The 13,140-nt window shown below is 55.0% G+C and carries 12 protein-coding genes and 1 pseudogene; 4 read left to right on the top strand and 9 right to left on the bottom strand.

Annotated features, from left to right (window positions below):
* Window positions 1–651: 651 nt before the first annotated feature.
* A complete protein-coding gene (locus BLT65_RS26380) occupies window positions 652–1,434 on the bottom strand; it encodes a hypothetical protein (protein ID WP_091782817.1) in 783 nt (260 codons plus the stop codon).
* Window positions 1,431–2,090 (bottom strand): hypothetical protein, encoded by a 660-nt coding sequence (locus BLT65_RS26375; RefSeq protein ID WP_143036556.1) that lies wholly within the window; start codon window positions 2,088–2,090, stop codon window positions 1,431–1,433. Before BLT65_RS26375 ends, BLT65_RS26380 begins: the two co-directional genes overlap by 4 nt.
* Before the next feature lie 1,100 nt (window positions 2,091–3,190).
* On the opposite strand from BLT65_RS26375, the gene BLT65_RS26370 reads away from it, so the two are divergent.
* A complete protein-coding gene (locus tag BLT65_RS26370; protein ID WP_244186609.1) occupies window positions 3,191–3,934 on the top strand; it encodes a hypothetical protein in 744 nt (247 codons plus the stop codon).
* A 77-nt stretch (window positions 3,935–4,011) separates the two neighbouring features.
* Here the strand turns inward: BLT65_RS26370 and BLT65_RS26365 are convergent, their stop codons facing one another.
* The 4 genes from BLT65_RS26365 to BLT65_RS26350 all read right to left on the bottom strand — a co-directional run bounded on the left by BLT65_RS26365 (window position 4,012) and on the right by BLT65_RS26350 (window position 8,099).
* Window positions 4,012–4,332 carry a cyclic-phosphate processing receiver domain-containing protein gene (locus tag BLT65_RS26365; protein ID WP_091782811.1) on the bottom strand — a complete coding sequence of 107 codons (321 nt, stop codon included), beginning with the start codon at window positions 4,330–4,332 and terminating at the stop codon, window positions 4,012–4,014.
* Window positions 4,333–4,766: 434 nt separating this feature from the next.
* Window positions 4,767–5,816 carry a DUF2278 family protein gene (locus tag BLT65_RS26360; RefSeq protein ID WP_091782805.1) on the bottom strand — a complete coding sequence of 350 codons (1,050 nt, stop codon included), beginning with the start codon at window positions 5,814–5,816 and terminating at the stop codon, window positions 4,767–4,769.
* 30 nt (window positions 5,817–5,846) lie between these two features.
* Complete coding sequence (locus BLT65_RS26355) at window positions 5,847–6,398, bottom strand: histidine phosphatase family protein (protein WP_091782802.1); 552 nt, start codon at window positions 6,396–6,398, stop codon at window positions 5,847–5,849.
* Between the two features lie 42 nt (window positions 6,399–6,440).
* Window positions 6,441–8,099 carry a phospholipase D-like domain-containing protein gene (locus tag BLT65_RS26350; RefSeq protein ID WP_208545803.1) on the bottom strand — a complete coding sequence of 553 codons (1,659 nt, stop codon included), beginning with the start codon at window positions 8,097–8,099 and terminating at the stop codon, window positions 6,441–6,443.
* Window positions 8,100–8,602: 503 nt separating this feature from the next.
* On the opposite strand from BLT65_RS26350, the gene BLT65_RS48010 reads away from it, so the two are divergent.
* Both BLT65_RS48010 and BLT65_RS26340 read left to right on the top strand, forming a co-directional pair.
* The gene (locus tag BLT65_RS48010) at window positions 8,603–9,358 is read left to right on the top strand and encodes a phospholipase D-like domain-containing protein (RefSeq protein ID WP_244186608.1); all 756 of its coding nucleotides are present in this window, start codon (window positions 8,603–8,605) and stop codon (window positions 9,356–9,358) included.
* A gap of 608 nt (window positions 9,359–9,966) precedes the next feature.
* Window positions 9,967–10,695 (top strand): hypothetical protein, encoded by a 729-nt coding sequence (locus BLT65_RS26340; RefSeq protein WP_091782796.1) that lies wholly within the window; start codon window positions 9,967–9,969, stop codon window positions 10,693–10,695.
* Here the strand turns inward: BLT65_RS26340 and ligD (BLT65_RS48595) are convergent.
* The 3 genes and pseudogenes from ligD (BLT65_RS48595) to BLT65_RS48585 form a co-directional block, all read right to left on the bottom strand.
* Entirely contained in the window at window positions 10,653–11,063 is a 411-nt protein-coding gene (gene ligD / locus BLT65_RS48595) for a non-homologous end-joining DNA ligase LigD (protein WP_244186607.1), read from the bottom strand. The genes BLT65_RS26340 and ligD (BLT65_RS48595) overlap by 43 nt on opposite strands.
* A gap of 34 nt (window positions 11,064–11,097) precedes the next feature.
* Window positions 11,098–11,688 carry a non-homologous end-joining DNA ligase LigD gene (ligD, locus tag BLT65_RS48590; RefSeq protein ID WP_341865840.1) on the bottom strand — a complete coding sequence of 197 codons (591 nt, stop codon included), beginning with the start codon at window positions 11,686–11,688 and terminating at the stop codon, window positions 11,098–11,100.
* A gap of 98 nt (window positions 11,689–11,786) precedes the next feature.
* Window positions 11,787–12,017, bottom strand: a pseudogene (locus tag BLT65_RS48585) (DNA polymerase ligase N-terminal domain-containing protein); the annotation flags it as partial.
* A gap of 285 nt (window positions 12,018–12,302) precedes the next feature.
* Here BLT65_RS48585 and BLT65_RS26330 point away from each other — a divergent pair.
* A protein-coding gene (locus tag BLT65_RS26330) for an IS5 family transposase (RefSeq protein ID WP_091782792.1) occupies window positions 12,303–13,114 on the top strand; the annotation gives its coding sequence in 2 pieces (ribosomal slippage) (window positions 12,303–12,651 and window positions 12,651–13,114; 813 coding nt in all).
* Window positions 13,115–13,140: the final 26 nt, after the last annotated feature.

Raw genomic sequence — 13,140 nt, 5'->3', positions numbered from 1 at the left:
CTGCCGTCACGTTCTGACGCGATCGCCGGATACTTCGCAAAGTCCCAACGTCAGTCAAGTCCTTCCACCTCAACCGTCCTGGCGCGCCACCCGGGCGTAATAGCTTGTGAGGGCCGAGCGGCCATCGCCGTCGTATTCGGCGACGGCGTCCAGAAGCGTGGTTAGAACTGCACGGTAGTGAAGCGACGCACCACGCTTCATGCTCAATCTACCCAGCGCGGTGAAAAGATGGGCATGCCCTCTACCATTTCGCTTACTGTCCTTCGAATGTCATCGACTGTAGTAGCGTCACAGGAATGAACCAATAGACGACCGACCAGGCGCACTATGTGTCGGAAGAAATCCATATCCGAATCGCGGGTAATCATGGCGCGAGAACCCAGCCTTAGCCCTGATGTTTCGGAGGCGGGGCGCTTCTCGCCGGGTATGACATTCCTGTTGGAGGTTACATACTCTCATCCCGCCGCGGAACGCGTTCTCGGACGATGTGGGAGCTGCTTTCGGTGCGCAGCGAAGCTACTTTACTCAGTCGGTCACATCGCTCGCTAGCCTTTTCAGACTCGTGCTTAGAGCAAACTACCGCTCTGGACGAGCCGATCGATCGTGTTCGTGTGGGGACCGTCGATACCATCGTTCGGCGTTATCTCAAAGCTAGCTTGAGCCGTGTGAGTTGGTGCCCTGGGGCAGCGGTCCGGTAACCAGCAAGACGTTGTTGACTAGGTCAGTAATCATATCTTCCGCCTGAACGGCAGTAAACGTGGCCGATGAAGGGTGAGCAGCGGAGTTTCGGCGATTTAGCCGCTCGGTCAAAATCTTGCAGATCGTCGCGCTGAAGATTCGCGCTCCCCGACATATTTCTATAACTTGCCTTTCGCCATAATCCTCGAAGTCGGTCAGCTTGGTAACTGTTGGCAACTTGGGATAAACCTTAGCCCTCTGTTGCTCAAAGTCTTGCAAATGAGCATCGAAGATGCGGCCAAGGATATGCGAATAGGCAAGATTCCATACCATCACGATCGCTGCGCGATATGCATGATGGCGAAAGCACAGAAGCGCCTCATTTAGGAAAACCTTGTGTGTGGGATTCCTGACCTTGCTTGTTAGATCGTTCAGAAGAGCCGTCGTGGCGGTAGATGTAGCTCGCTGAGGAAGTCGTAGCGCCAATTCCTTTCTGGCGTTCTGATGAAGCCTGTAACCCTTCGAATCTTTGATCAGCCGCGGTGGATTTTTTTCGCAAAGCCGCGTCAGGACGAGAGATACATTAGCCGGACGGGACATGTGCACCTCATCAAAGCACGGCCCAATATCCGACGTTTGAAAGCGGTCCTTCAGCTTAATCTCGTGCAAGTACCAAGCGAAGATTTCAACGACAAACGGGGCCGGCTTCGAGGAGAAACCGGAAATAGGATCGATGAAGCGCTCTAATGCGTTCAAGATTCAGCCTTGCTCATTTCTTGAACTCGACGTTCGCCAGCGTTGCTGATCGTAGACGTACCCGTGGTGGAACCCGGAACAAGCCATTGGCGCTTCGCGTGGCGCAAATCGCGTATTGGAATTGCGGCATTCGGAGGAAGGCTCCAACTATGCGTCATGTACGCGGTAAAAAAGTGCTCGGTAGTTAAATCTTCCAGCCCTTTGTGGTGTTTAAACCAGTACGCTATGCAGAGATATTTATTAAGATCTGTCTTTGGATTTTTCTCGTTTACAAAATCTTTAAGCGCTGGTTCAATATCATCAAAATTTAGATCTTTTATGATCTTATAGTTCGGAGCTTTCTTGGGAGACGTCGCCTTCTTCACAGGCGGATGAGTGAAGGATGCTGCGTCTTCCGTATCGGAATTGTCGTTTGTTTCCTGCGGAAACGAACCGGTTTCTCCATCTTCGAGCTCTCCGGACAACTGTTTAGCGGGCGTTGACCGAATCTGCTTGACTTCTGGGACTGCGGCAGCGAAGCCTGCCTGCGCAAGAGCAGCCCTGATCGTATCGAGGCCCTTTTGAAGACTCGCGTCCGAGCCTCGCATTGTGAATTTGACCATCGAGACCGAAATTTCGCCTTCTTGTTCTGGAGTTGCTCGCGACGTCTTACCCATCCTTTTCCCCTGAAGAATAGATCTATCAGATGCCGTCTGCGGCTTGGCATCCACACTTTAGAGACCGAGTTCGACTTATTCTACACATAACACATTACTCAATTGCATCCTAGCTGCATGTTTTGGAGGCTAAAACGTGCCGGCTGACGCCACCCAGCAAGCTTACTCATCGGTAGCGGAGCAAGCGCTTACATCGAGGGTTTTGCGCGCGCCTGACCAAAGTTATTTAACCGTTCGCCGATTGATTTGGCCCTTATAAAATGACGGTACGACTGAAAAACGGTCAGCACACTGGTTTTCGACTCGCCGCTCGCGCCGCATCGCATACTTGAAGTTGGCACGTGCCCGTTCCTGGAATACTAGGCCTTCGCATTGCTATCGCCTTGGCGAGCGCGGCCGAACGTGTGCTGGACAAAGTACGGCGGGCGCCGGCAAGCAGGGGTCCCGGATTAGAAGTTTGCGGCGGCTCGGACGCACGAAACTCCATGGTCGGCCGCTTGTTTGTAAGACCTTCAGGCGCGCGTTGCGGCTCATGGCTGCGCCGGCTGATAGGGCGCCAGTGAGATCGCTATTTCGCAACGCCACTCAAACCGTCGCGCGCGGCGACGTCTCAACGGCGTCGGTCAGCAAATTCGCGCATTGAACCATGATGTCCACCGTATAAAAACTCCCTGCGCGGCAGGCAGTTTTCAGGGGAGCGAAAAACTCCCTGCATATGAGTGAGATTTTAATGGCTGTGAAATTAGCCATTAAATAACATTAGATTTTGAAAAGACCAATTTATTATAGAAAATTGTCGAGAATTTAATGGAATTCGGTCTTCCCGAGATGGTAAAAATCATCTGTCGCTTGTTGCAGAGTAGTATTCGCTGCTGTTCTTGATCTGATCAATTGCCCGAAGTGAATTGCAGTCCATGGCCCGAAGCAATGGTCGCGTCAGGCCTGTGCGACAAGCCTTGCAGGCTGTCCGAGGAAGCATGTGCTCGTAGAATTAAACCTTATTTAAAGGTAATTCGTCCATTGCATAGATTTCGTATCAGGTCATGCTTTGCGATCGAGCTATACACATTTGCAGGCGAAATTAATCTGGAGTGAGCGAGATGAACTTCGTATTAGTTTTCCTGTGCAATCTACGTAATCGTGGCGCCAACCGCGCCAAACTAAATTTACTGGAAATAATCATGGAAGGTATGAATCGAATCCCCGCTGGTGTGGTCCCTGTCGCGCTCGGCCGACTGGAAGAACTCAAATCGTTCAAGGCGACCTTCAAACAGGCGGCCGGTCTGCCCTGTGACATTCCCGTATTGACGTTCCCGCTGCGGCAGAGTGAATTTCGATGCGTTTCGCAGCAGCAGGGCGCCGGAAATTTCGGTTTCGGCCGCGTCGAGCTTGAAGACGGCTTGCTGATGTCGATGCGCCTCCAAATGGGTGGTGTGCAGTTCTACTGGCTGGCGGAAATGACGGACCCGGAACTGTGGGCAGCGATCGACATGTGGCGACGTTATCAACGTATTCCGATCGTTCTGAAGATCGAAAAGGGCAAGAACCTTTGGGACATGGCGTTTCTCACCATGGATATCGAGGCGGAGACAATGCAGGACGAAAAGTATCGCTACGCACCGCGGCGCGTGGCGACACCGCACGATTGGGAGACCATATCCGCTCTAGTCACTGGCTTCATGCAGATGCAGGCAACTACGGACATCCCGGGAATCCCGCTTGAGCATGCTTTCGCTGCCGGGCTCCTTACGAAGCAATTCGAGGGAGTGGCAGAGCAAGAGCCGCTGGTGAAGAAGGCGGTGATCGTAAAGACGACTGATGGGGGGCGTATCCTCATCGGGTAGGCAATACGACAAAACTCTCACAAATGCGCGACTGCGACGGTCGCGCATTTTTTTCCCGAAACTTGCCCGTACTACCCCTAACCGTTTCCCGCCTGTCGGACGATGAGATATTGGGCGAGCAGGGCACGAATGTTTTCTCTGCCTACCGGGTTCGCGCTATGAACGTTGAAATGAAAGTGTGAAGGGATGTAGGTGCCGGCCGCATCAAGATCCAGTTCGATGAGTCTTTTGACGACGGGCATGGCCGTATCAGCTCCTCCCAAGTCGTGATCGAACGAAATCTCGGCCGGGCAACCCTTTGCCTCGATAATCGCGATCGCTGTGGCCGAATCCCGAGCGATAACGCAGTCGGGCGACGATGGGTCTCGTATGTCGTCAATGAAGAGCCGGTATGTCATCGAGCACGGTAATCAGGTCGTCATAGAGATAGAGCACATCGCATTGGCAGATCGACCTGGCTTTTTCGCGGAGCGCTCCGTCCGAAGTGAGGACCAGGAGCCGCGGACGGCTCCGCCCTGGAGTCCGGCATCGATCAGCGCTCGTATCATATCTGCGCCAAGTCGGACGTGGTCCTTCGTTTCGCGTAGATCGCCGCCAGCGTTGACGACCTTGGGCTGCAGTTGTTCTCGGGCTTGATAAGGCATGTTCGACTGTGCAGCAACCATCTGGTCCGTTCTCTGTGGTCAGCGCACTCGAATGCCACTGACGACCCGAAACAGGCACGCTGCGCTGAACCATGATGCTGCCGGCCGCTACGCCGTCCATCGATAAACCGAAGAGGCGACGAGCGGACTGGCCTTCTCTTTAGACTCAATTTCTATGAGAGATGTCATCAAATCGCGAAGCTCGTGCTCCATCCTGTTGCGGGGCCGCCGAGATACGCTACACCATCGACCCTGAGACCTCTGTCGTCGAGCAGAGAAAGGATGCCGCCGGCGTCGTTTATAAAGTCATTGCTCAGCTCGACGGCAAGTGGTTGGCCGGGGGCGATGGTTGTGTCGGGGATCTGGAGCGAAGAGGTCGGCGTTGTTACTGACCAGCCGGAAACATCGAGTGGCTCTGTGGACATATTCGCGATCACCAGCTTCCCGGTCCCATCGGAAAGTCGATTGAGCGAGGTGAGCTCTGCCTTGGGTGACGGGGCTGGCACTAGATTGCCAAGGCCACCGTCGGCAAAATCGTAGCGTGGTGCCTCGAAACCGGTGGTCCCAGCTAACTGCTGCCCGTGCGAGTCAGTTTGCCAGGACTGTGTCTGGAAGGCGAGGAAGATGGCCGTGACACGGTCGGTATTCGTACTCAAAAGGAAGATAGCGCCGTCACGCCATATGCCGTTTTCGTGAAGCCGTGAGTCAATGTCGGGCGGATCGCCCTGCGCCATATGCGTGTTATCGATGCCAAAGCGGGGAGTCTCTCCGAAGACAGCGTCCGTCTGGTGTCTTGAAGTTTGAAACTGGCTGCCGAAGATAACAATATCGTCATTCTGGTCTCGAGCTAGCGCAAGCAACGACGAAAGACGGTGGACCAGATCGTCTCCGCCGCGGCTTTGGCTCGGCAGCACCCGCATCTTCCGCGGATCGAACAGATTGCCTTTGATGTAGTCAAGTGCTCCATCGTTGTAGCTGCTGCGCTGGTTTTTAAGGCCGGGCTCGAGGCCACGTATGCGGTCAAGAATCGGATGGCTATAGTCCTCGTCGATAAAAAAGTCCAGATACGTCTCAGCAACTGGTGAGCCTGGTGCGTCTTTGGAAGATTGGACGTTAACCGTGGCAAAGAACGAATCCCCACCGATGTCGACGAGCATCCATAGATGAGGATTGCCCGACGGTGCAGGCTTGAATCTGTCAATCTTCCCTTTCAGATAGCTGTATTCGATGTGTCCCATCGTAAACTCCGGTATGCATGCAGGTTGCTGTCAATTGAGCGTCGCAGGCAGATCGCCCGCTAGGAGGAGTTGTGGCACCTGGGAGAGTTGCCAGATTTCGCCGATCAGATCAAACACCCAAACCACATCGAACCGACTGTCTGGCCATCCAGGAACATGGTCGCCTTGGGGGACAAGTAATCTCGCTATGCCAGGGATTCTCTTGTGTTCCCACGCGATTAGCACTGGTCCGTCCGTAGCGAGAACTTTCTGGACAAGGATCTCGAGGTCGTCTTTGCGCACAGAGTCGTCGATTGCGACCGCGAGATGCGCTGCCAGCGGTCCAATCGTTTGATAGGGACGTTTGCTGTCGTCGTCCGACGCAGGATCGTAATTCGCCGCGAACAGATACTCTGGTCGCGCAAGCGGTGCCTGAGGCTCACCTTCGATGCCCGGAGCAATGAATTGGACTAGTGCACCGGCGCGCTGCCAGCCTTGCGGCGTTAGCGATTCCTTGTCCGATTGTCCGTTCGAATCGACGCCGGTGGCAAGATGGTCAGGTTTCTCCGCATGGCGGATGATCATGATTTTCTGCGTAGTCATTTTTGCACCTAGGAAGATATCGTTGCCGGTCTTTGCCGGGTATCAGTCCACCCAGAAGCTCAGTTCTTGTGCTCGAGAGCCGTTGGGCTTCCACGCATCAAGCGGCTTGTAAATCTGATTCGGATTGCCACCTGCGTCGACATAATTGCGCCAGGAGTAATGGTCGTAGACACCGTTGATATGAATTGCGTAGGCTTGGGCCAGCCGCTTGTTTCCCCGAATGATGACGAGATTTTCATCGTTGCGTTCGGACGCGCTGAGTGAAAGGTTATGAGAGCCGGTGATGACCGCGCAGCTATCCGAAAAGGGGTCTATGACGATGGTCTTCGAATGGACGATGGCGATCATGTGCTGACTGAGCATCTCCTGCGCTGTAAACTCCGCCTCTGCCCATGAAGGCTTGTTGCGGTCCGTGACGCCTGACGGTAACAGGACATCCCGGTGAAACTCGCTTGGGTCCGCGCCGGACTTCACAACTTGACCTCCCACCTGGACGATTTCCGGGTTGCCCCGTGCTGGTTGCACACGAGAAACGACTCCACGGACATAGATCTTGTTTTCCTGTGCTCGCGCAAGTAGATCTTCAAGCAAGGGCGAGTTGCCCGGGGTGAACATCAGGAAGAGTGCGCCTTGTTGTGCGTCTTTGATCAATTGTCGTGCGGTGGCGAAGTCCTGCTGGTCTGGAGTCGCTGCAAAGATCACCGAAACATCTGTGTCAGAGGTCGGATCCGCATTTGATGCTTTGAGCGCGTCCGGCATATCGTCGCCAGCGTCTACGAGCTTTTGCCACTGATCATGAAAGCGGGCCGCAATCGTCGGCCGCGACACGATCAGGACGTTGTTCAACTGGGTACATAGACCCGTGGTGGTAAAGTTGGTGCTACCGGTTAGAACGCGAGTGGGTCTGTCGCCCGCAACTTCGACGACGAACTTATTGTGCACACTCGGGCTGGAACGACCAGCACGAGACAAGTCACGATGCCGTACGTCGACTCCCGCTGCAACGAGCTCGGGCGCAACCCAACTTTCGGTGCCGTCCCCGTTGCCGATCAGAATATGGCCGCGAGCACCGAACGGTTTCATCGCATCCACCAGCTCGCGATCTCCAATCTCGTATATCGCGGCGAAGAATTCGCTGCCGCGACGATCGGCATCCGCCAGGAACTGGAGGATCTGTGTACGGGCCTCACCTGATAGGTATCGTCGCGCCGGAAAGCCAGGCGTGTTGAGTTTCGACCGAAAATCCTTGAGCGAAGCCTCAGTGACATCGCCAACCACAAAGCGACTTACAACTTGCGACATCAAGGTTCCGCGATTGAAATAGGCTTCAAGGCCGTCGCCCACATCTTTCTGGATAGCAACTGCTTTGGTCCAGTCCGACACACCCGCAGGATCCGACGCATAGCTCTCGCCATTTTCCACGAGTGCAGTCACGCGATAGCTAACGTTATCGGTTATGGTCAATCCGTAATCGTTCCAGACGCAACGACGTATCGGGGATTGTGCGGAGGAAACGCCCTGGGCGGATACGATAGGGCCATCCGCTGTTGGTGGAATTCGATTGGCGACCGGGGTCACTGTGCCGTTGGTATCGTCGCGTCGCTCCAGCATGAAGCCGACCCAGGTGTTCGACCATGATTCGGGGCTCCAGGCGATAAGCACATCGTCATCATTGGCATACGCTTTCACGACTATCGTCACGATAATCTCCCTGAGATATGCGATACGAAGCTTGAGCCGCAACGCGACTGAAGGACTGGTAAACGGGCGCGAAAACGACGTGGAATCCGGTGTCGACATCAAATGAAGAGCTAGGGCAAATCGAAGGATAGGCACATTGGCCGACGATCCAGGCAAACGTTGGTTCGTTGTGTGCGCTTAGCCACATTCGATTTTTTGAACACAGACATGCTCAAAGAAATAGCCGTTACTGGTCTTGATGCGGGCGCGTGAGTGAGCGCACCGACTGCTGTACTGTTCGAGCAGCAATTCCCTAAAGGCGTTTGCGACCACGAAAGTATGTAAGTCAATTGCAAAGTGAGGTAATTCACTAAAGCGTACCGTGGGTGTTGCGGGAAATGTCAGCGGCCTCTCGACTGGCATGGTCAATCAAATAGAGCTTGCTATTTGGGTGGATGATTCACCTAGAATGTTTCTAGGTCAGATGTACTCGACAGTTCGCGACTTTCAATAAGGTAACTAAAATGGCTACCAGGAAGACAGGCAAGTCTGCAGTAAGTGCGTCGAACGTCATCAACGACCCGAAGCAGACATTGCAGACGTTCAGGCTTACGAATCTGGAGCAGTACACCTCCGAAGGAGCCTACTCTGCCAATGCAAGCTCGGATGTTCATCTCTTTTACGTCGGCAGAGATGATGTCCACGACATCCTCAAATACATCATTTCGCGTGTGAGCATCTCGTTGTACATCAACATGTACGGGTACGATGATAGCGAACTTAATGACATTCTGATGACTCTGGCCGTGGATCCGTCGGTCACGATGCTTGTGACGTTGGACCGATCGCAGGCCAAGGGTGTCGCTGAGGCAGGTATTCTTAACGCGGACTTCGTTAAGGATGCGGCCGATTTCAATACGCATTTTATTATTGGCGAATCACCCACACATCAGATTAGTCACACGAAGGGGTTTGTGGCCGATGGACGAGTGGCCGTGGAGGGCTCTACCAACTGGTCGACAACGGGAGAAGGAATCTTTGTGGTAGGCGCAGACGGGAAGGCCGCCGCGAGCGGGCCGAAGTTCAAAGCGCAGAACAACACAGCTTGCGTAATCACCGACCCCGACACCATCACTCGCTTCCAGACCGAATTGATCAGGGAGCACATGGCAGCACAAAGCCAACCAAACTCGTCGCCTGCCGAGTTTTTCGCCAACTTTAAAGAAAAATCGCCTGCCAAGACCAGCGCAAAGACGAGCACAAAAAAAACGACATCGTAGTCCGCCAGCGTTCATTTTTACTTCGCCTTTTCGCTGGTCGCAATAGGCGCAAAGCTACGGTCAAGGCCTTGGGGTTTTCGCAGCACCCTCAGCCTATGGCTGCCGCGCTGGGCGGGCGAGGATGTTTCTGGCAGCGCCGACGTCGCGGTCGTGGATCGTTCTGCAGGTGTGCATGTCAATCCTCGCATTTCAAGACCTGCGACAGCGACTCGATGACGATCCACGGAGGTGTAGCCTGACGTGCTCATTACCGCGAGATTTCGATTCGAACGCAGGTCCGATACTCAAGTAATTTTCCCCCAAGGATCGATGGACACTTCGATTCGAGAAAGCCTTGTTGAAGCGGTGGAGGACTATTGCCCTCTGCGAAGCTTTCGACGATGCAAACGTGCTGACTGGCAACGGTGTTGACGGTCAGATTGCATACGAGGGTCTTTCCCGTCAACGCGTCCGGCCAGTTGCGTATGCGTACTGTGGACTGTAACTACAGTCCGGACTAACGTCGTGGGTGGATCATGCCGACTATACTTTGAGGCATGTGCTCCAAATCGTATGTGATACGAAGTCCTTAGGTAACTAGGTTTGCCGATTCAAAGAGGGAGTTAGCTATGAGCACTTTTGCGCAACCAAGGATTCAAAAACGGAAGACGGTGTTTCCAGAGGAATCAGCGAAGGCTCTGATTTGTGTGGTGGTCGTTCTTTCGCTTCTTGGCATCCTCGCGTTCTGGATATGGTCTATCCGTACAGGTCAGCTTGAGACCGACTTGCTCAGGCTGACCTTCCAGTTCTTGCTGATCGTTGTAATCGGTGGTGCCTTGTCGTTTGTCTACGATGAATTCCAGTATGCGCGGGACATATCTGCGAAGCAGTTTGAGGCCGACAGCGCGGTTCGCGAAGCTCAGCGAGTATTGCAGAGGGAGTTTCTGAAGGATGTAATTCAAGCCTACAACGCTGCCAAGAAGGTGAGACGACTACTTCGAGCCAGGGCTATCCACAAGGGAATCGTCTATAAGGAAGCTTACGATGAGCACATGCAAGCTCTTATGGACATCCAGCTTGAATTCGAGGCATTCAGAATTCGTACGGAGAATCAAACGCTTTTTCCTGGACTCGAAGGAAAATTGAAATCAATCGAAGAGTATCTAGGCAATGTTCTTCGCGATTATGAGAGGTACTTTTCGTCGTTCGCCGGGCAACCACCTACGCATCCGCTGGCGCCTCTTCAAAACCTCGAGGAATTCACTGCGTCGTTTAAACCGATGACGCGCTTCAGCGAGCAGTTTAAGAAACCATTTCATGAAATAGTCGACGCTCTGCAAAACCTTATCGTCACCTGAAGGGATGATTGTCGGATACGTCCGTTTCCGAGCGGCAGTAAACGCGTGCCTTGGGCAACCGCCGTCGCGTTGGACGTGCGGCCCTTCCCGCCGCTGGAGTTCAGCCAGGCCTTCAGCCCCAATTCCGTGAGCAAGGTTCGAGCGAGGAGTGCGGCCTCGTGAACCTTGCTCCTTATCACATCTTCACCGGGGTCAAGGTCGAAGATGACCCGGTCGGGCTTGTCGAGCCTGCGGACCGTTGAGTTCCACGTATGGAATTCGACGACGTTCATTTGCGCCGCGGCGAGGAACGCGTCCACCGTATCTACCGTCAACAATGGCGGATGCTTTGGCCACAGCTCGCGGTCGTGGGCTGTCAGCCCCGGCATCCCGGTACGCCCGGCGTGCTTTTGAAAGAAGAGTTCACCGGCGATGCCAGAGGGGGGCGCGGACCATCGCCACGGGCCTGTCCTTCAGGTGAGGGAGCATCCACTCTGCGACGCTCGCGTGATAGCGAACGAGGTCGGCTTTCGCGATGCCAACCGACGCGTCAACGATCCGCTTGTTGATGCGGGCCAGGAGCCTATATCCATCCAGCTTTGTCTCCGTAATCCAGTCGCCGCCCGTCGGCAACGAGGTCGCCACGGTCGGAAGTTGCGGCTCCAGCTTTGACGGCATCGGTGCGCGCACTGCAGCGGACAGGTCGACTTCCGGTTCGGCGCCGTGTATGGGTCTGGCAATCTTCGGCTCGCGGTCTTCCACAAGTCCGAGCGGATTTGCGACCACGCTGTCAGGGAACGCCTTGATGACGTCGTATTCCGTAAGCGGGTGGGCCCATTCGTCGCGCTTCTTGAAGAACATCCACTGGTCTTGCTTGTCATCCGGCTTCGAGATGCGCACCAGTTCCCACAGGCCGGCGAGCTTTTCACCGTGAAGCCGGAGGACGAGCTTGCCGGCCTCCATGCCCTTGTCGGCGTCACCGACCGGTTCCCACGTGCCTCGGTCCCAGACGATGACGGTGCCGACGCCGTACTGTCACTTCGGAATCGTGCCTTAGCTGCATAGGTGACCGGATGGTCTTCAACGTGCAAGGCCATCCGCTTTTCTTTTGGGTCGTAGAAAGGACATTTGGGTACCGCCCAAGAGAGGAGGACGCCATTGAGCTCAAGACGGAAGTCATGATGCAGCCGGCTCGCCCAGTGCTTCTGCACAACGAATCCTGGATGTCCTGCGCTATCGGACGTGCTCGGGGTTGAAACCGGAGGTTCGAGCGTGACGAGGAAGTCCCGCTTCTTTCGGTGGCGGGACAGTGGCGGAGCCGTCGAGTCACGGGAAGAGGCCATCGTGAAAATCTTAGGAGGCGCAAAGAACGAGTGGTAAGCGTCGCGGACGCCAAAGCTATCGGACCTCCGACCAACCATTCGCAGCAAGGCATGTTCCGAGGCAGCCGGTCGTCTTTGCCAGACTATCGCTATTCGGGCCCGCGCGCAGGGGTATCTCCGCACCGCGCGGAAATGCAAGGACTGCAGGGCTGCAGCTAGTAAGAGCCCTTAACAAAATGAACGAAGGGGCTGTTTACTCTCGATGAATCCTGTTAACCTTTTCATTGTTTCGACGACGAAAAGGACATGGCTAAACCCATACTTGACGACGAACTTTGGGCACTCATCGAACCGTTGCTGCCCCCTCCCAAACCAAGGCGAAGCCGTTATCCGGGGCGCAAGCCGCTCGATGATCGTGCGCTGCTCACGGGCATCCTGTTCATCCTGCAGACGGGCCTGCGCTGGGACCTGCTGCCGCGCGAGATGGGCTGCGGCAGCGGCATGAGTTGCTGGCGCCGTCTGCGGGACTGGCAGGCGGCCGGCGTCTGGGACCGACTGCATGAAGTCCTGCTCGCAAAGCTGCGCGCGGCTGACCAGATTGACTGGTCCCGTGTCGTCGTCGACTCCTCCTCGATTCGCGCAGTGGACGCAGGTCAAAAACGGGACCGAATCCCACGGACCGCGCGCGACCCGGTTCAAAACACCATCTCATCACCGAAGCGCAGGGCATCCCGCTCGCGGTAATCCTCACTGGCGCCAATCGTAACGATGTTACCCAGCTTCACGCACTGGTTGGCGCCATCCCGCCCATTGCTGGCAAGCGCGGCCGGCCTCTTTCGAAGCCCCGCATTGTTCAGGGCGACCGGGGCTACGATCATGACAAATACCGCCGTCCACTACACACAGCCGGCATCGTGACTGAAATCGCCCGACGCGGCGAGCCACACGGCAGCGGACTGGGCAAAACACGCTGGGTTGTCGAGCGCACCATTTCATGGCTCCACAACTTTCGACGACTGCGCATCCGCTTCGAACGTCTCGCATTCATCCATGAAGCCTTCATGAAGATCGCCTGCTGCATCATCTGCTGGCGAAAACTGCAGAACTCATTTTGTTAACGCTTGTAAGCGAGCAGCCTTGGCTG

This window comes from Paraburkholderia steynii (assembly GCF_900100565.1).
In the GTDB taxonomy this organism is placed as follows: domain Bacteria; phylum Pseudomonadota; class Gammaproteobacteria; order Burkholderiales; family Burkholderiaceae; genus Paraburkholderia; species Paraburkholderia terrae.
This window is presented reverse-complemented; position numbering and strand designations above follow the sequence as displayed.

What these genes read in the sequence shown, in the direction of transcription:
- BLT65_RS26375 (WP_143036556.1), bottom strand. Translation starts at nt 2,090, where the DNA reads ATGGGTAAGACGTCGCGAGCAACTCCAGAACAAGAAGGCGAAATTTCG.
- BLT65_RS26370 (WP_244186609.1), top strand. Translation starts at nt 3,191, where the DNA reads ATGAACTTCGTATTAGTTTTCCTGTGCAATCTACGTAATCGTGGCGCC.
- BLT65_RS26365 (WP_091782811.1), bottom strand. Translation starts at nt 4,332, where the DNA reads ATGACATACCGGCTCTTCATTGACGACATACGAGACCCATCGTCGCCC.
- BLT65_RS26360 (WP_091782805.1), bottom strand. Translation starts at nt 5,816, where the DNA reads ATGGGACACATCGAATACAGCTATCTGAAAGGGAAGATTGACAGATTC.
- BLT65_RS26355 (WP_091782802.1), bottom strand. Translation starts at nt 6,398, where the DNA reads ATGACTACGCAGAAAATCATGATCATCCGCCATGCGGAGAAACCTGAC.
- BLT65_RS48010 (WP_244186608.1), top strand. Translation starts at nt 8,603, where the DNA reads ATGGCTACCAGGAAGACAGGCAAGTCTGCAGTAAGTGCGTCGAACGTC.
- BLT65_RS26340 (WP_091782796.1), top strand. Translation starts at nt 9,967, where the DNA reads ATGAGCACTTTTGCGCAACCAAGGATTCAAAAACGGAAGACGGTGTTT.
- ligD (WP_244186607.1), bottom strand. Translation starts at nt 11,063, where the DNA reads ATGCCGGGGCTGACAGCCCACGACCGCGAGCTGTGGCCAAAGCATCCG.